This window comes from Sporosarcina sp. Y838 (assembly GCF_056786515.1).
Window position 1 is genome coordinate 290,463 of sequence record NZ_JBXCJD010000005.1, and the last position, 20,445, is coordinate 310,907.

The following is a 20,445-nucleotide window of genomic DNA, read 5'->3' on the forward strand; positions in this document are numbered from 1 at the left end:
ACAACAATACAAACGCTGTATGATTAAACATAAGAATTAATTACAAATAGCAAGAAAAAGGGGATTTTTATGCGAGTTGCAATATTCGATTTTGATGGAACACTGTATTCGGATGAGACTTTCCAACTGCTCATGAACCATTTAAGATACCACCCCGTTTACAAATCAAATTATAAGCGTTTTTACCGTGCTATCTTACCTCCATTTATCGGTCATAAGTTAAAGTTGGTTCCAGAGGCTAAGATGAAAGAACGATCCATGCAAGTCTATTTAAACGCACTCCAAATTGCATCCATTGCGGAGATGAATACCTATTTTGGTGAACTAACTGAGAAAGTACGTGAAGGTTTTAATCCTGAAGTCATTGCACGGCTAAAGAAGCATGCGAATGACAATGTACATATAATGCTTGTTTCGGGAGCGTATACTTCTCTTTTAACATCGGTAACCAAAGAATTGCAATTTGACACAATTATCGGCACCGAGATTCCATTGAAGGGAGAAATCATCGATTATAAAACACCTATTTATCATATACAAGGACTACGTAAAAACGAAAAAATCAAGGAAGTTTTAGATGGCTATGATATCGATTGGCAAAATAGTTTTGCATACGGTGACAGCCTGTCCGATTTATCCGTCTTGGAACTCGTTGGTAACCCCGTGGCTGTTAGACCTGAACCAAGGTTACATGCAATTGCTACTGAACGGAAATGGGAAATAGTTTAAACGAAAAATATATTGAAATTAGCCAGTATGACAGATTTTAAGCGTACCCTACGTCCAAACTACAAAAACCAACATCCACTCAAAAGGATGTTGGTTTTTTGTTTATTTCTGTCATACAAATTCGGTTTCTAAATTTCGTTACTGGCGGATAGATGATATGAATAAGTGGTCCAATAGCAAAGGTAACAATGATTGTTCCAATGCCAATAGGTCCTCCAATAAAAAATGCCAAAACTAGGATAAATACTTCCATCACTGTTTTTGTTACAGCCAAACTTTTTCCTGAAAGTGATTGTAAGGCCATCATCAAGTTATCCACAGGATTTCTAGCAAAACTTGATTGAAGTTTAAAGCAAATACCTATTCCAATAATAACAATTCCTGCTGTTAATAAGAAGATTCGCATAGCCATTCCGGTTACCGAGTACGTAGAAAATACGATTAGCAACCAAAAGTCGATAAAAGAACCAATGATTAATATTGTTATAATCGCTGAGAAATCCGGTACTTTTTTTAGTAGGACACTATTTATAATGATCAATAGCACGCCAACAATAAAGACCCAACTTCCTACCGTGAATCCAATAATATCTGAAAGCCCCACATACAAAGCATCCCAAGGTCCCGCACCCAAATCAGAAAGAATCATTAAACAAATCCCTAAAGACAATAATGCAAGTCCTATTAAATAAAACAAACCAATAATTACTATATTTTTCATAAAGTCAGCATCTACTTTCACATTTCTAATCTTAGTTGCCTGCCCCTTTTAATGTACCATATTTTTTTCTTGAAGATTCATTATTTCCGATAATTTTATTAAATGAGCTTTTTTTCGAATTTTTTTTGATTTTAAGCAAACACTGATATAAAAGCAATGTAAGCGCTCCATTCGCTAAATTTTCTAATTGTGCAGAATTTTCACTCTTGCATTATTATCTGCTTCATGTTAATAATTTATAACAACAGATAAAAACACTACAATGGAATGGGGTATGTTAAATGACGAGTTCTTACCGGTCATCTTTAGAAATGCATCAAATTCACAAGGGCAAAATGGAAGTTATTTCAAAGGTTCCACTTGAAAATAGTAGGGATCTTAGCCTAGCTTATTCACCAGGAGTTGCAGAACCGTGTATAGAGATTGCCAAAAACCCCAACGCAGTATATGACTACACAATCAAAGGGAATTTAGTAGCAGTGATTACAGATGGATCTGCTGTGTTAGGTTTGGGTGATATTGGACCAGAAGCGGCACTTCCTGTAATGGAAGGTAAAGCTCTATTGTTAAAGAGATACGCCAATATTGATTCGTTCCCAATCTGTTTAGGTACAAAAGATGTGGACACCATCGTCCAAACAATCAAAGCTATAAGCCCGACATTTGGCGGAATTAATTTGGAGGACATTTCAGCCCCGCGCTGTTTTGAAATTGAAAAGAGATTACGCGAGGAATGCAATATCCCGGTATTCCACGATGATCAGCATGGTACTGCTATCGTCGTCGCCGCAGGATTAATTAATGCTATGAAAGTCGTCAAAAAAAATATGGCAACCCTTAGAATAGCTGTAAATGGAGCTGGTGCCGCCGGGATTGCAATTGTAAAACACCTGCTGAACATTGGTTTTGAACAAATTGTCATCTGTGATTCAAAAGGCATTATTTACACCGGCCGTCCTGAAGGCATGAATCCGACTAAAGACGAAATTGCACAAATTACAAACCCAGACGGTCTACAGGGGTCTTTACAAACCGCTATGACAGGTGCTGATGTCTTTATTGGCGTTTCTGCTGCTAATATTTTATCAAAAGATGATATCGACTGCATGAATACAGATCCAATTATCTTTGCTTTAGCTAATCCCGACCCTGAAATTGCACCTGCTTTAGCGAAGGAATTAGGGGTACGTATTATGGCAACAGGTAGATCCGATTTTGCAAATCAAGTGAATAATGTGCTTGCATTTCCAGGTATTTTCCGAGGCGCTCTAGATGTGCGTGCAACTGAAATCAACGAAAGCATGAAGCTTGCAGCTACTTTTGCCATTGCTTCTGTCATTGACGATTCCGATTTGCATGAAGACTATATTGTTCCTGATCCTTTTGATGAACGCGTTGTAAAAGCGGTCACAGAAGCTGTGAGTAAAGCGGCAATAGAATCAGGGGCTTCTGCCCTTTCGCTCGCTGTCCATTAAATAGAACCAGTATAAAAACGTCGTAAAAAAGGGATACCTCCCTTTTTTCGACGTTTTTTTCAACTTTCCGCATTTTTCTTCATTTCAATTTGGAGACTGCCGTCCGTTTGTACTTCAGCAAAGAATACGTGTTCAACTTTACCAACACCCTGCTTTTTTAATTGTTCGTACAACCACTCTTCCGTCAGATTCAGCTCTCTTAAATTCCTTGTGGCAATTTTCCCTTCTGCAATTAGTTCAGTCGGAATATATTTGGGAGCAGGAGCGCTAGCATTTACGTCTTTTTTTGTAGCCCCTTTTAATTCCACTTTCTTTAAGACACTTAACTGTCCATTTGTTTCAAGAAGCGCATAATGGACGTCTGTATATGAAAAAATACTTTGTTCACGCAACATCATCGTTAAATCATTTAAATGCAGACGTAATTTCTTCATTGACTCTTCAACGAGTTTTCCTTCATATATGACAATAGTCGGCTGATCATCTAGTATTATTCGTACTTTCTTAGATTTAAATGCAATATAACTCATTAGCATTGTCAAAAATACCCACCAGATCATTGAGATCACCCCATTTAAAAATGGCGTTCTAGATTCTCCTGCTATATCTGCTGCAATTGACCCAATTGTAATACCGGTAACATAATTGAAAAGTTAGCTGAGAAATTTGCTTTTTCCCTAAAAACCGGGCAAGTATAAGAAGGACTAGAAATGCAGACGTTGTCCTAATGATCATTTCCCAAAAATCCACTTCTAAAAATTTATCCAAAACCACACCTCCACTATAGAGGAAGTGTTCCATTATTACCTATCGCCTATACATGTTAGTATCTTGAAGTTTAATTATTAAAAAGAGAGCACATCCAATAGCCATGTGAAATGACTGTTGGAAAGCTCTCTCTGTATCAATTACCATGTTTGGATTCAAATCAAGTGAGCGTCACCTGTTCATTCAGTATTTCCCTCTTTTTCTTCCTGCTTGTGATTCAACATGAAACGTGTCGAATTTTGTTCCTGTCCGCTCAGTACTTTAGGAACGCGCGAAGTTGTCGTATTATAGCTGCCTTCTATTTTTCTTGTTAAAAAGGATGTTCGCTCGTAAAGGGCAGAGCGGAGATTATCCAGTTGTCTTACTACCTTCTCCAACAATCCCTCTTGGTTGTCCAACCTTATGATTACATCCTTTTGAACGTTCTTATGCTGCGAAAATTGGTTAGATAATTGCTGTTGCTGATTCATCTGCTCATTTATTTTAAAGAGTACTTCCTCGTTTGCAGATGTAATTATTTCAATGCGCTTTATAATTTCTTGATTTGATTGACTTATACCCTTTACTTGCACATTACAATCCTGATTCAAATTTCTCAGGTTCCAAAACCTCTCAAGAAGCACTTGATTCTTATCTTCTAATTTCGAAAACGAATTTTGTGCTTCCTTCTCAAAACTTTCACGACGGATATCATTTTCTTTTAATCCCGATAGTTGTTCATGGATTGATGTCATTCGATTTGATTGTGCTTTACTTTGTCGTTTGAGTAAGTTCTCCATCATATTAAACCGGCGGTTGGTTGTTTCGGTCGCTTCCTTCTGTTCTTTCATCCATTCCGCTAAAGGGTCTATTTTGAAGTGTTCTTGATTTTGATTTTTAATGTCCTCATTATTTTTAAAGACATTCGGATGCCCTTTTTCATTGATAAACAACCCCACACTTTTTCCCCCTTTGTCGTATTATCTTATGCACTATACGATAAAAAGGTCATTAAACAGTTATTCCCACACATAAGGCGTTTCTTGATAGACATAATAATTAAGCCAATTTGAGAAAAGCAAATGAGTATGTGAGCGCCATGTGTTCAAAGGTTCTTTAGTGGGATCATCATTCGGAAAATAGTTTTGTGGTATCTCAATGTCTACCCCTCTTTTAAGGTCACGTGCATATTCCTCCGCAAGTGTATCCGCGTCATATTCCAAATGACCTGTAACCATAATATGTTTGTTGTCTTTGGAAAGGACTATGAAAGCTCCTGCATCTTCAGACTTGGCGAGTAGAAGTAAACGAGGATCATTTTCAATTTCTTCTATTGAGACAGACGTATAGCGTGAATGCGGCGCTCTGAATTCATCATTAAAGCCTCGTGAAAGATTGATGGTAGGATCGGATAAACGATGTGTAAAAACGCCTGAGCATTTTTTAGGCAATTCAAATTTTCCAATTCCATAATGATGATAAAGAGCTGCTTGAGCTCCCCAACAAATATGTAAAACTGATGTTACATTTAATTTTGACCACTCCATAATTGCCGTTAATTCTTTCCAGTAGTTAACATCTTCAAATTCCAAATGCTCAATGGGTGCACCGGTAATGATCAAGCCATCGAAACGGCGATGTTTTACTTGTTCAAATGTCGCATAGTATGCATCTAGATGTGTTTTACTAACATTTTTCGAATCATGTGTTGCTGTATTCAAAAATGTAACATTTACTTGCAAAGGTGTATTTCCCAGCAATCGTAGAAGCTGTAACTCAGTTCTTTCTTTCTCAGGCATTAAATTCAGAATTGCAATAGTCATAGGACGTATATCTTGGGATGTTGCACGTTCTTCATCCATCACGAATATCTTTTCCTTCTTTAAAAGTTCTACTGCCGGTAATTGTTTCGGTATATTGATTGGCATTTTTCGTCTCTCCCTTTTCGATTTTATATGTATGATTTTTTAAAAAAGCGGTAGGCACCTGCAACTCGAGGCAATCCATCGTAAAACCTTATAATTTCCTACCTTTTTAAAATATAAAAAACCCTTTTTTCTGTATGATAAGAAAAGAGGGTTCTTTTTGGGCTCTAAGCTCTTATCTCTCAAGAATTAATCTTGTTGGAGGTAGCACCTTCCTGATCAGGTCAGAGGTTGCTGAAGCATCACAGGGCCAATTCCCTCTGCTTCTCTTGATAAGAATATTTAATTAACTTCCATTATACTACTTAACTTCCTATTGTAAAAGGTCTTTTTCTATTGCAAAAATTTTCATTGGATAAATCCCTCTTATAAAGCCACCTTAACAAAGTACTTACTGATTGAAAGGAGCTGTTATAATTGGGGAGAGATGACAACAAAACTGGCGGGAACAACGCGCGTTCGTTACCGCAGACACCGAAAAACCAAAAAATAAAACCTGGTGACATGAGTGAAGAAATTGCTCGCGAGTTTGCTGAACTGAGTTCCCTGAAACCAAAGCGTGAACGCATGAACCCAAATGCAAGAAAAAGAAAATGAGTAAGTAAAACGATGAACCCTCGCGTTAGCAATCATGCTGACGCGGGAGTTTATCTATTTTCAATCTACGTTCTGCGTTTGCTTTATCTCTTCCGTCATCCCCCTATAATCGCTCGGGATGCTGCCTTCCTTTTCTACTTCCACACTCCAGGCAACAATTGTTGTACTGTCTCGTACATTTTGTCTTTCAATTTCCATCAACAACTGTGAAATGCTTTCATCAAGTCTTTTTCCATTCAGCTCAGCAACAAGATTTGACGGATTTGAAAAAGGTTCGCCTGGGCATTCCACCAAACCGTCAGTCGTCAAAAAAATAAGGTTGTTCCCTTTTCTCAATTCCCTTGTTCCTGACGTATAGCATGGTACTGCTTGCTCAAACGTATTCACCTGACCAATCCACTCGAAGAATTGCCTTTGGTTGAGTTGAAATTGGTTCAGCGCAATCAGATCCGGATGTAATACGTATACTAGGCAATCTCCAACGGAAAACCACCATACATAATTAGCTTTCCTCACTACGATAAGACAAGCCGTTTCTCCTGTGACACACCTGCATTTGTCCAAAAACTGCTCGGATTGAAAAATTTCAAGGAGCTTCACTTCCAAATATTTAAAATCCAGAAAACCCTTCATGTCTAAAACCTCTACAAAATCACTTTTATACTGTTCAAGTGTATCAATGACAAGTTTCGCACTTTCGGCACTTTTATGCGCATCAAAAATAGCCGCGAATTCCCAATCCTCATTTTGCCAAATAACAAAGCCATCCTCGTTCTTGGTTTGTCCCGCTGAAGAATTGCCTCCAAAACGACCAACTGCCATCCGATTAACCCACCGAACATCCCGTTCATCGATAAAGTCCTTTTCACTTCCAACCCAAGAGTGATTATTCATGAACGCTCGACCAATCGATATGGCCTCACTTCATAACACTCATAGGCAATCGTCTCTTTATTCAAGGCATCCTTCACTCTAGAAACGAATTGCGGGCGTTTTATCCAGTCTTCTACTTGTTCTTTATCAAAGTCAACAAATTGTACGTCAATCGTTTCAGGAGGCTGTGCAGCCGGCACACCAGTAATGACTCTCCCACGGAAAACTATACAGATGATGCCCGCCGTGATATTTTGATAAACGCCGACCATGTCACCGATTTCAGCGTAGATGCCTGTTTCTTCAATCTGTTTAGATTGCCCATAATCCCCTGTCGAAGTGAAAAACTCTTCATTTGATGAGGTATATAACGAACCGAATGTTTTTCGATGTCTTTGCGCTTGTGTATGCATTTCAGAAGCTCGGATGGCGGCATCCACCGTTTCATAATGTGCTCTGCTATCGTATGACCATAATGCCATAATCTCCGTCAGTTCTTCATCAACCCACCGTCCAACCAGCTGCGCCCCATGCGTCAGCTGATTCGGAAGCAAATAGGTGTGGAAAAACTGTGTAAACGTTTCGTACATCGGCGGTTCTATCTTGTACGTTTTTCTGCGATACAGCATATAATGATTCTCCCTTAAACAAATACATATTTAACGAGCATTTTTCAATAACCGAATTAGACCCAATGTGAAAACAGAAAAGAGTATTAAAGTGAATTTAGGGTCAATGATAGGTCTAAACTTAACTTTTTCCGAATCTATTTCATAGACCCCTAGAGGTCGGATGGCAATACGCCCCCCACCTCCTTCTCCTTGGCCTACCGAAGAGTTTCCAGTTTCTTCTGAATAACCCCCTCCTCCGCCAACGATATAATTGATCTTTGCTACAGGAAGAACTTTTTTGTTTTTAAATTCAACCGGTTCACCGAAAACCAACGATACGTCCCGCTGCCGTCTAAATTTTTCAAATATCCTTCCAACTGGTGATTGGTATACAGCAGTTTTTTCAGCGTCCATTTCTCTCCTACTCTCTTAATTTTTCATCATTACTGGGATTCCGTTTTAATATTGAAATTCAACTCTTACAGTAGCGTTAATCGTGATTTGTCCTTGTTCAATCGGTGTTGACACTGCCATTTCCTTCGCTGAAAAAGAACGATATAAGATGGGTTCTGCTCTTAATTCTTCTACAATTTTAATTGGCTGAGGGTCAAGTTGCAGGTGCATTGTCGCAGCAATGGTTTGCGCTTTAACGAGAGCATTTTTCAATGCTAGGCTCAATGCTTCTTGATAATGAAGTTGTTCATCTTCAACAGTGAACTGAATGTTTGAAACCCTGTTAGCCCCGTTTTGAACAGCCACGTCTATCACATTTCCAACTTGATCAATATCTGAAACTTTTACAGTGATTGCATTTGTCACTTCGTATCCTCTAAATATTTGTTCACCTTCAATATAGTCATATTCAGGAAGTATATTATACGAAACGGTTTGTATATTTTTCCTAACAATTCCTAATTTTAGTAATGATTCAATGACTTGATTCATTAAATAAGCATTTTCTTGCTGAGCATGGCTAAGTTGTTTAGCTTCTGTAATTACTTCCAATTGAATTTGAGCTGTATCCGGGGCAACTGAAAGACTCCCAATCCCTGTAACAGTCATAACGCGATGTTGCGGTCGATACATTTGTTGTGCGTAAGGATAATACATTTGCCTCCACCTTTCCTGAGCATCATTATGCCTCTTTAGATAGTATGCTGATTGCTCGGAAAAGATAATTGCAGTTGTACTAAACAGAGCACTCGAAACTAACTAATAACGGAGATACATTCACTTTTCAAGAACTTCAAAAACGTCTATATTGGATTTATCGCCAATTATTGTAATGTTTACAAACATCTTAATAACCTAAAAAATGGATGTTAAATTTATGACAGGTTCTTTACTTCTATTCCCGTATATACCTTATCTACACAAAATTTTTTAATTATTTCTTGGGCAATAATCTAGATAATCTTCTTAACTTCCTTATTTTCACATTTCACCCCATCCATATGCGACTTCACTCAAATTCTTACCAGCAATTTCGATATCTTCAATTTCAATTTTCTTACCACCTAACGCTTCATAGAATAGGCAAGCCGGGTTCTCTTCTATCGCCCATATGAGCATTGAGTTAAAATTATTATCTTTCAAATCTTCCACAACCGCCTGAAAAAGCAATCGCCCGATCCCTTGTCCTTGGTATTCTTTCAAGAGATAAATCGCATATAATTCCCCTGTATAGGCTTCATATTTCCCAGTACGTTCTTTTCCACCTGTAGAAAATCCGATGACTTGACCATTTTCATCTTCCGCTATGTATACGTGATTCTCTGTTATCCCCTTTTTCCATATTAGCTCACGCTTCTCGTAGGAAAGGCTTTCTAAAAAAGTGTCCGGTACAATTCCTTTGTATGTCGTTCTCCAACTATCCACATGTACTTTTGCAATTCCTTTTGCATCTTCTACCTTTGCTTTTCGAATTAATATCTCACTCACTCCTCATCGTTATAAGAAGACCTGGAAAACAGGTCGACCAACTATAAAAAGTTATTTTGGACGTGCCTCATAGGGATGGATTTGACCTATTATGCCTACCTTTTCATCTGCTTCAATTTGCTTAATCACTCCATTTGCAATCTCATTATGCGTAAGCCAACGTGAACCACTGTCTTCCAATACAAACCCCAAATAGATTTTCCGGTATTTGCACGAGCTAGGAATACGGATATGTTCATCTTCGAAATACCGCCGGCTTCCCTTTACATGAAATACACGAAACGGTGCTTCTCCAGGGTTCATTTCACAAATACGCTCAAGCACACTGTAATTTGGTGTCCAACTGATAATAAGATCAAACTGACCACGTTCTCTAAGCGCTATATTAATTTCGTCATATATATCATCTGTATCGTAATCAGTCATAAGGGGAAATATAGAATTTGGCGCACTTTCTTCTTGCAATCGTTTAAATTTCGACACTGTACGCCCAATGACAGAAACAGAATAATCTTCACCTGCAAGGTAAATACAAACTCCGGCAAGCATACCCGTACCACCAATGATTAGAGCATGATTGTTCCTTTTCATCCATTTACCCTCTATTCTAAAAGTTGTTTGTGGGATTTACTAAATTAATACCCACCATGTAATAAGCACTAATTGAAGAAATCTTGAATACCAGTTGTCAACGAATGACCCTATAAAAGTTGTAGGATTAAATACTGTGTATAAAATAAGGCTGGGGTGAATTTCCAGTTTTATGTAAAGCACCTCCTAGCGCCGTAGCGAATTCAATATGATTCTCTATTTCAACATATTTGGTTAGTATTTTTAATCTGATATATCACTCCATCCATATGCAACTTCACTCAACTTCTTGCCCCCAATTTCAATTTCTCGTGTGTCAATTTCTTTTCCGCCTAATGCCTCATAAAATTGGCATGCTGGATTTTCTTTTATGACCCAAATGAGCATTGAATTCAAATTATTTCTCTTTAAATCATCTACTACCAATTTGACCAGTGATCGCCCAAGCCCTTTTCCTTGGTGCTCTTTCAAAATGAAAATCGTATATAATTCACCTAAATACGTTTTGTAGGTACCCGTACGTTCTTTTCCACCTGCAGAAAATCCAATCACATGACCATTTTCATCCTCTGCTATGTATAAATTATTCTCGATAATCGCTCGCTTCCAAATCGGCTCCCGTTTATCATATGAGAGGTTATTCAAAAAATCGTCCGGCACAATCCCTTTGAATGTCGTCCTCCAACTATCCACCTGGACTTTTGTTACACCAGTTGCATCCTCTCTATTTGCTATGCGGAAACCCATTCCAATCCCCCTCAATTTGACCATATAAATTAAGAATCGCTTCCATGCAAGGCACAGAAACGATTCCGTTGACAGCTACTATAACTTCAATAAATGTGTCGTCTCGGAAGCGGAGTCGTCCAGTTCGAATCCATTTGCCCTATAAAAAGCATCTGCTTTGAATGAATCTGTTCGTACTGTCACTTCATTGAACGTACTTCGTGAATGGTCGACGATTTCTTTGAGTAAAAGGGATCCTACACCTTGCCGCCTAGCTTCATCCAGCACGTAAAATCTTTGCAAACGAGCAACTTGTGTATCCTCGGAAAAAGGTGATTGATTCACCCCGCCGATTGCTACTACATTACCATCTTCATTTCGAACAGATAAAAGCGCTTCTCCCGGTTTATTGAACGTATTTGTTCCATCCTGATAGTCATTGACCAACCGTGTTAAAAATCGATACCCTTCTGTTTCACTTTCCTTCACTAAATGGGCAATATCTATTTCCCCTAAATTATCAACCTGATTTACTGTATAAGCCATCTCTATTCCTCCCATCAATCAAATAATTTAAACATACAGTCTATTTCGACATCCGCTAGAATAAAACCTTTTAACAAGCAAAAATGACTTGATACGGATAAATACTCTCCGCGTCAAGTCATTTTGTTGAAACTCATTTCATATCGTCTACGTCATATTGCGCTTTAGAAAAGCCCCTGCCGAGAATTTCAGATGCATTCAAGAAGATGACAAACGAAGTCGGCTCCTTTTTTTGAAGAAGCTTTTTGAAATAGACGGCTTCTGCTTGTTCGACGACACATAAAATCATTGTTTTCTCTTGATTGGAATAGCCGCCGATTGTTTTGATTTTCGTTAATCCTCGATTGATTTCATTTTTGATGATGTCTTGGATTTCCTCTTCTTTATCCGTAATGATGAGAACCAATTTAGTCGGTGACGTTTGCAACTGAACAAAGTCAATTACCTTACTCGTAACATAAATTGCGATCATCGCATAAAGTGCAAGTTCGAAGTTGAAGACAAATGCCGAAGCGACGACAACTAGTCCATCTACAAGCAACTGGGAAAAGCCACTCGAAAGGCCGGTGTATTTCTTGACCAATTGAGCGATTAAAGCAGTACCGCCTGTCGAACCGTTTCCCCTATACACAATGCCGAGACCGACACCAAGCATAATGCCTCCATAAATCGCACTCAACAATGGATTGTCGACAGCGAGCTTCATGTCCATTGTTAACCAAATAACAAACGGTACAAAAAATGTACCGACTAGTGTTTTTAAACTGAATTCCTTGCCGACAAGTATGACTCCAAGAAATAATAATGGAATATTAATAAACCATTGCACGTACGCCGGATTAAATAGGAAAAGTTCATACAAAATTGTACTAATCCCGGATACTCCGCCTGCAGCTAATCTAGATGGTAATAAGAAAATATTGAAGGCCAAGCCAACAAGTGCAGCCCCGAAAATAATCTGTATGTATTCAAATAAGACCGTTTTCCTGAATTTTTGTATTGACATTAATTTATGATCCCTTTCTTTCGCCTTGCTCATTTGAAAAAAAGCGAGCGATGACATCATTTTTTTAGATTTAACAAGATTATATATAGAAACCGAATGCTTCGTATCCAAAATAAAATGATAAAAGCGATAAAATACTAAATACGACGTTTTCTACGGCGCCACCTGTCCTTGTCGTCAACGGAAAGCGTACAGTCATCTGAAGCGGAAATAGCAGTTTAATGCCATTTTTTGTCGCCATATCTAGGATGTAATGGCTCACCATTCCTGCCATGAATCCCGCCTTGGCAGCTTCATTAGGAATGAATGTATTCAATAAAGCTGCGATTAGTACTAAAAACAACAAACTGTGCGTAAATGTGCGATGACCGAATAGCATATTGATAAGTTTCGATAACAAAGGCAATTTCCTTCCGATTTTACTGCCGCCGTGGCAGATGTCAGGAAGCAATGCGCCAATCACTCCTGCCCCTAGCATGATAATCGGATCATGATTTGTTAATTGTGCATAAGCAAGACTTGCTGCAATGCCGCCTACGATGTGTGTTTTCCCTGTCATGCTGTTTTCTCCTTTTCCCCATAAATCTTTCCTTACTAGTATAAACGTTGTTACGTCACCTGACACGGAAATCATACAAATGTTTTGCAATGAATTTCCAATACTTTCATTTGAATTTACAAATCCGTTGATGTAAACTATATTTACATGCTGCGTTGTGCGTATACCCATTAAGTTTTAACCTTTAAGCTGTAAACGGGAGTTTTACCTAGATACAGGAATGGCAAGCCCAGTTCTTTCGATAATTGGGACATACAGGATTGTTTCTGCGAACACCCACTTGGAGAAGTGGTGGTTTAAAACTTTCTAAGACCATACGGCAAAGGCGGCTTACTTTTTTCAAGCTAAGAAAACAGGATTCCAAATTTTTCATTTGATAATATACTTTGATTGTTATACACTATATATAGAAGCTGCGTTGTGCGTATACCCATTAAGTTTTAACCTTTAAGCTGTAAACGGGAGTTTTACCTAGAAACAGAAATGGCACGCCCAGTTCTTTCGACAACTGGGACATACAGGAATGTTTCTGCGAACACCCACTTTGAGGAGTGGTGGTTTAAAACTTTCTAAGACCATACGGCAAAGGCGGCTATGCTTTATAAAGCTATTAGCATCAGTTCTTTTCGAAAAAGCATCATCCTTCAACGGGTGATGCTTTTTCGTTGTTATTATTAATCTGATACAAATGCGGCGCATCCTTTGGTTTAGTAATTTTATTCCACCATTAGAAATTCACTTCGAAATCTTTAACGTTACAGCATTTCCAGTAATATCTATATCATAACTATCTTTATTTTTAGATACCCGCACCATAACCCGACCATTTTTTTCAATTTCCTGCCCTTGCTCTACTATTAGATTTACAGTTTTTTCAAAGCTGCTGTTTATGTATTTAGCATAATATGCGCCCATTACCCCCGAAGCAGTTCCAGTCACTGTATCCTCTGTAGTACCAGAATAAGGTGAAGAGAAGTGCCGAGCGTGCATATGTGCATTGGAATCATAGGTTTCCAAACAAAAAGGATGGATAGATGTTTTTGGCATTTCTTTTAATATAGCGGGGAATAGCTTATTAATAGGTTTCATTTTTTTAAATGCATCAAGTTTTTTTATAGGTATCAATAGTGTCCAAGTACCTGTACTACCGTATAGAATCGGTAAATCATCATCAATGTCCTCTTTGATTAAACCAATTGAGTTGACTAAATCTTCCTTTGAGCCTCTAAATTCTTCAAACTGTGGCGGGATCTGTTTCATCGTTATGTTTATTTCATTATCAGCTGTTTCATTAATCTTTATTGGTAAAATGCCTGCTTTTGTTTCAATCGTAATATCTATTTTATCTCCCAACAAACCTTTTGTTCTTAAAGCATAAATTGTAGCTATTGTTGCGTGTCCACAAAGATCCATTTCATGACCTGGTGTAAAATAACGTATTCTAAGGTCAGCTACCTCAGATTTAACTGGAAAAGCAGTCTCATTAAATCCTACTTTTAAAGCAATTTCTTGCATCATCTCAGCTGTTAGGTCATCCCCATTAAAAACAACTCCTGCTGGATTCCCTTTATTAGCTTCTTTACTAAATGCATCATAATGATAAACCTTTACCGATTTCATTTTTCATTTCCCCTCCACATATTTTGTATTTTCATCAGCCCAGTAAAATAATTTCATAAGTTCCTTTAATAAATAAAATTAAATCTCCGAAAAAACCTAAGCAAAAAAATGCGAAATAGTAGCTTGCATTTGTAATTTCCAATTTAAATAGTTCTTTGATTGCCTGAATAAATAACTTATTAAAGTTAAACCAACTCAATATCCATCCAATGAGTAGAAAAGTTACAATCGCCATTTTGAAATCTCCTTCCTTAATTAGGTCAACTCACTATACATTTATTGGAATTCCCTACTAAAAAATCTTGCTTCGTTACCGTCATCACTGCGCGCAATCAGATTGGCTCTAGTAAAAATGCTTTATATTTCAGCTCTAATTCTCTACGAAATTAATTTTCCTCATAACTTTTTGTATTACTTTCGGAAAAAAGTAAGCTCCGAAGAAAGCAAATACAAAAGCCTGTAACCAAGTTTTTAACCATGAAATTAAAAACGTGTTATTATAACCTCTATTTATGGAGACTAAAATAAATGAAATAAAAAAGGACAGACTAAAGGCCATTAAAAATGCAAAAATAATAGGTTTGTATTTAACATTAATACTCATTTTTCTCCACCTTTCAATTAAATAATTTCAGGATTTAAACATAACATAAACCCGACTACTATTAACCAAACTGCCTCAATTCGAACCATGGTAGCCGGCATTCACTACTGTTGCTTTGACATTATGCTTATCCATCATATCACTTCAACTCCGGTATCATGCTTTCGGAATGCACACAAAAGTTCTTCCAGAGCAATCAGGCCATTCAATTATCAATATCGCCATGGAGACGTAATGCGTTTTGTATTTTAAAGAACAAAAAAACAGCAGTAGAAGTCCACTGCTGCAAGATGTTTCCTGTCAATAACCTGAGTCTTCGGATGTAAAGTTCTCAATCATTTTGTAGTCATATTTTTTTAGCGGTTTTTCTGCAGGACCTTCAATTACTTCTCCAGTAAATGAAAACCTAGACCCATGGCACGGGCAATCCCAGGTGCGGTCACCGTTGTTCCATTCGACTTCACATCCGATATGAGTGCAGGTTGTATCTACGATATGCAGTTTGCCCTCATCATCTTTATAGGCACCTTTTCGATGTCCTTCAAGGGTGATAACGGCACCTTCCCCCTTAGATAAGTCTTCCGGCCTTGTTTTTGGTGAATCCAGTTTCCCTTTAATTAATTGACCGACGACGTTGGCGTTCTCCTTAAAGAAGTTTTTCAAACTCGGATGCGCATAGAACCGTGAAGGCGTAAATAACTTTTCAAAGGGGTTCTCTTTGTCTAGAATCATATCCCGGAATAACAGTGCTGCAGCTGTTCCATTAGACATTCCCCATTTCCTAAAACCTGTAGCAATCAGGATATTAGGTTGTCCTGATGTTAATTCACCAATGTAAGGCAATTTGTCCAGCGTAATTAGATCTTGTGCAGACCACCGATAGACGATCTCCTCAAGTCCAAAAACTTCCTCACCAAAAGTCTCTAACGCTTTGTAATGTTCCATCGTCTCTATTCCTTGACCGGTCTTATGACTTTCCCCAACAATAAGGACCATTTCTTCTCCGTTTACCATTACAGATCGGAGTGAACGTGTCGGCTCATCGGCACTTAAATACATTCCACCTGGAAATTTCTTTTTTGCTTTGATAGCAAGAGCATATGATCGATCTGCATGCATTCTTGTAGAATAAAGCCCAAGTCCCTCATAAAACGGAAAATGAGAACAAGCAAGAACATGTTTGGCGGTTATGCTATGTCCTTCACGAGTAAGTACGACTGGCTGATCTCCCGTCTCAATATTCACTGCTGTCGTGTTTTCAAAGATAAGACCGCCTTTTTCAGTGATGAGTTGTAGTAAATGGACAAGATATTTGGTTGGGTGAAACTGAGCTTGGTTATTCATGACAAGGACCTTTTGAAAATCTATTTCAAAAGGTATACTATCAACCAATCCCCCTTCTATGCCAATCTTTTCATAGGCTTCTGCTTCTTTTTCAATCTTGCGTGCGTATTTCTCTGTAGTGGCGTATATGTACGCATCTTGCATGCTAAAATCACAATCGATGTTATGTTGGTCCACTGTTTCTTTGATAAAGTTGAGTGCTTCCCTGTTCGCCTCATAATACAAACGTGCGTTACTTCTTCCAATGTTATGAATGAATTCATCGTATATTAAATCATGTTGAGCAGTAATTTTGGCAGTTGTATGACCAGTTGTCCCGTTCAACACTTTTCCCGCTTCGATAACAGCGACTTTCAAGCCTTCATTAACTAACAGATAGGCGGATGTAATTCCGGTAATACCTGCACCTACAATAACGACATCAACTTGAAGATCTTCCTCTAAACTTGGAAACTGTGGAAACTCAATATCGGTCCTCCAATAAGATTCAACTTGCTCCGGCAACTTTCCATTTTCATTATCATTTTGGGTCACAATTAATCCTCCATTCAATACTCATATAAAGTAAGGCTATACAAACAACATAGCCTTACTTCTTTACATTTAATCCAATAATCGATTATTTTCGTCGACAGCTAATAGTCTTGTTTCCTGAATATCATGCCCGATATAAGCCGTTATGACTGAACTACATAAAGTACAATAATATTTCCATTCTTCATCATCGGAAAGTAGTCCTTTCCTTCCCAAACGCATGCTTTACATATATTTCCGTCTCCACTTTAATACTCATGAAAATTAGGAGAACTATATTCAACAATTGATTCCGATTACTCCGACGGTATACATTCATCTTGAGCATATTCCTTATGTATTAGACTATTTTTGTAGAATTTAATGAGCAATATTATTTTAGATGTATTGCGAAATGAAGTCTTTTGGTCTTATACCTCAAAGCAGTGTGGACCCGAAAACGCCTATGTGGGAATAATAAATTGATATATATTGTACCAAATCGACATAATTCTCCCGTAAATCATGTACGGATACCCACTTTTTCGAAAAGTGAATTTATCATACACAATATTGTTATTCCTAGAGAAACCTAAAACAAACAAAAATCGAGCGAACTCCAACTACATCATGGAGTTCGCTTAGATAATGAAACAAGGTTATATTTCAATTATGATTGGAAGAATCATCGGCCTTCTTTTTGTACGATCATATAAATAGGTCTCAGTCGATTTTTTTATGTTTTGTTTTAATATATTTCTTTGGTTTCGATCGCTTCCCTTTAAATTGCTAACGGTCTTTATTACCAGCTGATTTACATCATTCATAAGTTCTTCTGAATCACGACTAAACACAAAACCTCGGGAGATTATATCTGGATTGGAAACAAGCTGACCATCCGCTTTATTTACAGTCACTACAATAACAAGCATTCCCTCTTCAGATAATAGTTTTCTGTCACGTAATACGATATTTCCTACATCACCAATTCCCAACCCATCTACAAAAATATTTCCTGATTGAACTTTTCTTGTTTGGCGGGCAACCTGATTTTTTATATCAACAACATCTCCATTGTTAATAATAAAAATATTTTCTTTTTCCACTCCAATTGATTCGGCCAACAAGCTGTGATGATGTAACATTCTATATTCACCATGTATAGGAATGAAATATTTCGGTTTCATTAACGTAAGCATTAATTTCAGTTCTTCTTGAAAGGCGTGCCCTGAAACATGCATGCCCGTTTCTTTTCCCGATCCATAAATCACTTTTGCCCCTAACAGAAATAAATTATCGATAATTCGTGAAACGCTCTTTTCATTTCCTGGGATAGGACTTGAAGCAAAGATTACGGTATCGTCTGTATCGACTTGTACCTGACGAAAATTCGAACTGGACAAACGCGATAGTGCCGCCATAGGTTCTCCCTGACTACCAGTACAGAGAATGGCTACCTTTGCTGAATCCATTTGTCTAATTTGATTTTTTTCAATTAGCATTCCATCTGGAATAGTTAAGTAACCTAGTTCAGAGGCAACCGAAACAACATTTACCATACTTCGACCAAGCAGAGCTAGTTTTCTGTTCGTTTTCTGTGCAGCGTCAACTACTTGCTGTACCCTGTGAACATTAGATGCAAAAGTCGAGATAAATACTTTCCGACGAGCATTGCGGAATGCCTCTTCTATATGTCCACCTATAAGCCGTTCAGATGTATTAAAGCCAGGGCGTTCCGCGTTGGTACTTTCCGACAAGAGAAGTAATACACCTTTGTTGCCGATATCAGCCATTTTATGGATATCTGGATATTCGTTATTAACAGGTGTTAAATCAAACTTAAAGTCGCCCGTATGTACAACTGCGCCTTCAGGTGTATGAAATGCAATTCCTAAACAATCGGGAATGCTGTGATTTGTTTTAAAAAACGTTAAACTCATCGTTCCGAACTCTAAGTTTGAATCAGAGTTTATCATGACCAACTCAGTACCTCTAAGAAGCCCATGCTCTTTTAACCTTAGTTCAATTAACCCTAACGTTAATCTTGTCGCATAAATCGGTACATTTATTTGATTTAAAAAATATGGTATGCCTCCAATATGATCCTCGTGCCCATGTGTAATGACTAATGCTCGTATTTTATCCTTATTTTCTTTTAAGAAAGATACATCCTGGATTATCAAGTCAATTCCCATTAAACTCTCATCCGGAAATTTAGAACCACAATCAATTACCACGATATCGTCTGCGTACTGTAAAATATACATGTTTTTCCCTATTTCGTTAATACCGCCTAAAGCGAAAATTGATAAATTACTCTCTGTTGTCATCAAAATAGATTTCCTCCTAATTTAGATTTCTATACGAAGTATTCCCATTTGGTTTTTATTTATGATTGTTACTATTCAAATGGAATAAAGTTTTTTAAAGAATAAATATGCTGGTGTATAGACGAATGTTCATTACTGACTCATATAATTCCTAAAACAATCGAGTAGGAGGGAGTGATTAACTCCCGACCTCTCACACCACCGTACGTACCGTTCGGTATACGGCGGTTCAATTAAGATTGATGACGCAAAGTTTCGTAACGTGATAGTAGACTTTTGAGCCCTTGGGAACTCCAGTAGGAGTTTCCGAGGGTTCTATGTAATACAGGACTTTTAGAAATTCTCCAGTAACTTTTACGCGAGTTACCCCATTCGTATGCCTTATCTTTCGGCGCACCTAATCCAATGAGCTTCCTCACCTTCGTACTCGGTTTCTTCCAGTTTTTCCACATACACATTCGAAGTCTTCTTCTTATCCAAGAATCGAAAGCTCTGAAAGGGCTTGGAGTATCTGCCAATGCAAAATAACCGCACCAACCCATTAGGTATTGATTTAGTTTCTTGATTCGATAATCCATCGAATAGGATTTCTTCCTAGAGGTTATCTCTCGGATTTTATTCTTCATCCGTTTCATGCTTTCTTTGGCAATCCGAACCTTTGGTTCTTTATGTAAAGTAAAGCTGAATCCAAGAAACTTCCTCTTCCAAGGGCGGTCTACCGCAGATTTTTTCAGATTAACTTTCAACTTAAGCCTTCCTTCAATAAATGAAGTGACAGAACCCATGACTCGATTTCCTGCTTTCTTTGTATTCACATAGATGTTGCAGTCGTCGGCGTACCGGACAAATTTATGTCCTCTTCCCTCCAATTCTTTGTCTAGTTCATCAAGGACAATATTGGAAAGTAATGGACTGAGTGGGCCACCTTGCGGCGTACCTTCCTCACTAGTTGTCACGATACCATTTATCATGATTCCTGATTTCAAA

General features: G+C 37.9%; 22 protein-coding genes, 2 other RNA genes, 1 pseudogene and 1 riboswitch. Of the genes and pseudogenes, 5 read left to right on the plus strand and 20 right to left on the minus strand.

Features of this window, described 5'->3' with window-relative positions; translation table 11 throughout:
* Positions 1-69: 69 nt before the first annotated feature.
* Entirely contained in the window at positions 70-729 is a 660-nt protein-coding gene (locus AC1TO4_RS09710) for an HAD family hydrolase (RefSeq protein ID WP_482099933.1), read from the plus strand.
* A 79-nt stretch (positions 730-808) separates the two neighbouring features.
* Here the strand turns inward: AC1TO4_RS09710 and AC1TO4_RS09715 are convergent, their stop codons facing one another.
* Positions 809-1,471, minus strand: coding sequence for a YczE/YyaS/YitT family protein (locus AC1TO4_RS09715; protein WP_482099934.1), 663 nt, complete (start codon positions 1,469-1,471; stop codon positions 809-811).
* Between the two features lie 260 nt (positions 1,472-1,731).
* Between AC1TO4_RS09715 and AC1TO4_RS09720 the strand changes: the two genes are divergently transcribed.
* Complete coding sequence (locus tag AC1TO4_RS09720; protein WP_482105143.1) at positions 1,732-2,925, plus strand: NAD(P)-dependent malic enzyme; 1,194 nt, start codon at positions 1,732-1,734, stop codon at positions 2,923-2,925.
* A gap of 59 nt (positions 2,926-2,984) precedes the next feature.
* On the opposite strand, the pseudogene AC1TO4_RS09725 reads toward AC1TO4_RS09720, so the two are convergent.
* The 3 genes and pseudogenes from AC1TO4_RS09725 to metA form a co-directional block, all read right to left on the minus strand.
* Positions 2,985-3,693 (minus strand): annotated as a pseudogene (locus AC1TO4_RS09725) (YetF domain-containing protein).
* Between the two features lie 179 nt (positions 3,694-3,872).
* Positions 3,873-4,631: a hypothetical protein gene (locus AC1TO4_RS09730; protein ID WP_482105144.1), complete on the minus strand. Its 759-nt coding sequence runs from the start codon at positions 4,629-4,631 to the stop codon at positions 3,873-3,875.
* A 60-nt stretch (positions 4,632-4,691) separates the two neighbouring features.
* Positions 4,692-5,600: a homoserine O-acetyltransferase MetA gene (gene metA / locus AC1TO4_RS09735; RefSeq protein WP_482105145.1), complete on the minus strand. Its 909-nt coding sequence runs from the start codon at positions 5,598-5,600 to the stop codon at positions 4,692-4,694.
* A 169-nt stretch (positions 5,601-5,769) separates the two neighbouring features.
* Positions 5,770-5,876, minus strand: a riboswitch (SAM riboswitch).
* Positions 5,877-6,014: 138 nt separating this feature from the next.
* On the opposite strand from metA, the gene AC1TO4_RS09740 reads away from it, so the two are divergent.
* The gene (locus tag AC1TO4_RS09740; RefSeq protein WP_482099939.1) at positions 6,015-6,194 is read left to right on the plus strand and encodes a hypothetical protein; all 180 of its coding nucleotides are present in this window, start codon (positions 6,015-6,017) and stop codon (positions 6,192-6,194) included.
* Between the two features lie 60 nt (positions 6,195-6,254).
* On the opposite strand, the gene AC1TO4_RS09745 is transcribed toward AC1TO4_RS09740, so the two are convergent.
* The 10 genes from AC1TO4_RS09745 to AC1TO4_RS09790 all read right to left on the minus strand — a co-directional run bounded on the left by AC1TO4_RS09745 (position 6,255) and on the right by AC1TO4_RS09790 (position 13,047).
* Positions 6,255-7,088, minus strand: coding sequence for a PP2C family serine/threonine-protein phosphatase (locus AC1TO4_RS09745; RefSeq protein ID WP_482105146.1), 834 nt, complete (start codon positions 7,086-7,088; stop codon positions 6,255-6,257).
* Complete coding sequence (locus AC1TO4_RS09750) at positions 7,085-7,696, minus strand: NIPSNAP family protein (protein WP_482105147.1); 612 nt, start codon at positions 7,694-7,696, stop codon at positions 7,085-7,087. Before AC1TO4_RS09750 ends, AC1TO4_RS09745 begins: the two co-directional genes overlap by 4 nt.
* 30 nt (positions 7,697-7,726) lie before the next feature.
* Complete coding sequence (locus AC1TO4_RS09755) at positions 7,727-8,092, minus strand: spore germination protein GerW family protein (protein WP_482099942.1); 366 nt, start codon at positions 8,090-8,092, stop codon at positions 7,727-7,729.
* Between the two features lie 45 nt (positions 8,093-8,137).
* On the minus strand, positions 8,138-8,788 hold the full coding sequence (locus tag AC1TO4_RS09760; protein ID WP_482105148.1) for an SIMPL domain-containing protein: 651 nt from the start codon (positions 8,786-8,788) through the stop codon (positions 8,138-8,140).
* 324 nt (positions 8,789-9,112) lie between these two features.
* On the minus strand, positions 9,113-9,619 hold the full coding sequence (locus tag AC1TO4_RS09765) for an N-acetyltransferase family protein (RefSeq protein ID WP_482105149.1): 507 nt from the start codon (positions 9,617-9,619) through the stop codon (positions 9,113-9,115).
* Between the two features lie 51 nt (positions 9,620-9,670).
* A complete protein-coding gene (locus AC1TO4_RS09770) occupies positions 9,671-10,210 on the minus strand; it encodes a Rossmann-fold NAD(P)-binding domain-containing protein (RefSeq protein WP_482105150.1) in 540 nt (179 codons plus the stop codon).
* Positions 10,211-10,453: 243 nt separating this feature from the next.
* Complete coding sequence (locus AC1TO4_RS09775; RefSeq protein ID WP_482099946.1) at positions 10,454-10,957, minus strand: N-acetyltransferase family protein; 504 nt, start codon at positions 10,955-10,957, stop codon at positions 10,454-10,456.
* Between the two features lie 78 nt (positions 10,958-11,035).
* Positions 11,036-11,482 carry a GNAT family N-acetyltransferase gene (locus tag AC1TO4_RS09780; RefSeq protein WP_482105151.1) on the minus strand — a complete coding sequence of 149 codons (447 nt, stop codon included), beginning with the start codon at positions 11,480-11,482 and terminating at the stop codon, positions 11,036-11,038.
* Between the two features lie 133 nt (positions 11,483-11,615).
* Positions 11,616-12,488 carry a YitT family protein gene (locus AC1TO4_RS09785; RefSeq protein ID WP_482105152.1) on the minus strand — a complete coding sequence of 291 codons (873 nt, stop codon included), beginning with the start codon at positions 12,486-12,488 and terminating at the stop codon, positions 11,616-11,618.
* Between the two features lie 79 nt (positions 12,489-12,567).
* Entirely contained in the window at positions 12,568-13,047 is a 480-nt protein-coding gene (locus tag AC1TO4_RS09790; protein WP_482105153.1) for a metal-dependent hydrolase, read from the minus strand.
* Positions 13,048-13,191: 144 nt separating this feature from the next.
* On the opposite strand from AC1TO4_RS09790, the gene ssrS (AC1TO4_RS09795) reads away from it, so the two are divergent.
* Together ssrS (AC1TO4_RS09795) and ssrS (AC1TO4_RS09800) are read left to right on the plus strand one after the other, a co-directional pair.
* Positions 13,192-13,383, plus strand: a non-coding RNA gene (gene ssrS / locus AC1TO4_RS09795) — 6S RNA.
* Positions 13,384-13,454: 71 nt separating this feature from the next.
* A non-coding RNA gene (ssrS, locus tag AC1TO4_RS09800) (6S RNA) lies at positions 13,455-13,646 on the plus strand.
* Positions 13,647-13,782: 136 nt separating this feature from the next.
* Here the strand turns inward: ssrS (AC1TO4_RS09800) and AC1TO4_RS09805 are convergent.
* The 6 genes from AC1TO4_RS09805 to AC1TO4_RS09830 form a co-directional block, all read right to left on the minus strand.
* Complete coding sequence (locus AC1TO4_RS09805; RefSeq protein WP_482105154.1) at positions 13,783-14,667, minus strand: PhzF family phenazine biosynthesis isomerase; 885 nt, start codon at positions 14,665-14,667, stop codon at positions 13,783-13,785.
* 34 nt (positions 14,668-14,701) lie between these two features.
* Positions 14,702-14,902 carry a hypothetical protein gene (locus tag AC1TO4_RS09810; RefSeq protein ID WP_482105155.1) on the minus strand — a complete coding sequence of 67 codons (201 nt, stop codon included), beginning with the start codon at positions 14,900-14,902 and terminating at the stop codon, positions 14,702-14,704.
* 135 nt (positions 14,903-15,037) lie between these two features.
* Positions 15,038-15,271 (minus strand): DUF2798 domain-containing protein, encoded by a 234-nt coding sequence (locus AC1TO4_RS09815; protein WP_482105156.1) that lies wholly within the window; start codon positions 15,269-15,271, stop codon positions 15,038-15,040.
* A 300-nt stretch (positions 15,272-15,571) separates the two neighbouring features.
* Complete coding sequence (locus tag AC1TO4_RS09820) at positions 15,572-17,149, minus strand: FAD-dependent oxidoreductase (RefSeq protein ID WP_482105157.1); 1,578 nt, start codon at positions 17,147-17,149, stop codon at positions 15,572-15,574.
* Positions 17,150-17,787: 638 nt separating this feature from the next.
* Positions 17,788-19,461 carry a ribonuclease J gene (locus AC1TO4_RS09825; protein WP_482105158.1) on the minus strand — a complete coding sequence of 558 codons (1,674 nt, stop codon included), beginning with the start codon at positions 19,459-19,461 and terminating at the stop codon, positions 17,788-17,790.
* 230 nt (positions 19,462-19,691) lie between these two features.
* Positions 19,692-20,445: group II intron maturase-specific domain-containing protein (locus AC1TO4_RS09830; RefSeq protein ID WP_482105159.1), on the minus strand; the 754-nt coding region annotated here is incomplete at its 5' end.

Coding starts and splice junctions, on each gene's coding strand:
- AC1TO4_RS09760 (WP_482105148.1), bottom strand. CDS start 8,788: ATGTATTATCCTTACGCACAACAAATGTATCGACCGCAACATCGCGTT.
- metA (WP_482105145.1), bottom strand. CDS start 5,600: ATGCCAATCAATATACCGAAACAATTACCGGCAGTAGAACTTTTAAAG.
- AC1TO4_RS09750 (WP_482105147.1), bottom strand. CDS start 7,696: ATGCTGTATCGCAGAAAAACGTACAAGATAGAACCGCCGATGTACGAA.
- AC1TO4_RS09745 (WP_482105146.1), bottom strand. CDS start 7,088: ATGAATAATCACTCTTGGGTTGGAAGTGAAAAGGACTTTATCGATGAA.
- AC1TO4_RS09815 (WP_482105156.1), bottom strand. CDS start 15,271: ATGAGTATTAATGTTAAATACAAACCTATTATTTTTGCATTTTTAATG.
- AC1TO4_RS09785 (WP_482105152.1), bottom strand. CDS start 12,488: ATGTCAATACAAAAATTCAGGAAAACGGTCTTATTTGAATACATACAG.
- AC1TO4_RS09810 (WP_482105155.1), bottom strand. CDS start 14,902: ATGGCGATTGTAACTTTTCTACTCATTGGATGGATATTGAGTTGGTTT.
- AC1TO4_RS09775 (WP_482099946.1), bottom strand. CDS start 10,957: ATGGGTTTCCGCATAGCAAATAGAGAGGATGCAACTGGTGTAACAAAA.
- AC1TO4_RS09755 (WP_482099942.1), bottom strand. CDS start 8,092: ATGGACGCTGAAAAAACTGCTGTATACCAATCACCAGTTGGAAGGATA.
- AC1TO4_RS09710 (WP_482099933.1), top strand. CDS start 70: ATGCGAGTTGCAATATTCGATTTTGATGGAACACTGTATTCGGATGAG.
- AC1TO4_RS09780 (WP_482105151.1), bottom strand. CDS start 11,482: ATGGCTTATACAGTAAATCAGGTTGATAATTTAGGGGAAATAGATATT.
- AC1TO4_RS09805 (WP_482105154.1), bottom strand. CDS start 14,667: ATGAAATCGGTAAAGGTTTATCATTATGATGCATTTAGTAAAGAAGCT.
- AC1TO4_RS09790 (WP_482105153.1), bottom strand. CDS start 13,047: ATGACAGGGAAAACACACATCGTAGGCGGCATTGCAGCAAGTCTTGCT.
- AC1TO4_RS09770 (WP_482105150.1), bottom strand. CDS start 10,210: ATGAAAAGGAACAATCATGCTCTAATCATTGGTGGTACGGGTATGCTT.
- AC1TO4_RS09720 (WP_482105143.1), top strand. CDS start 1,732: ATGACGAGTTCTTACCGGTCATCTTTAGAAATGCATCAAATTCACAAG.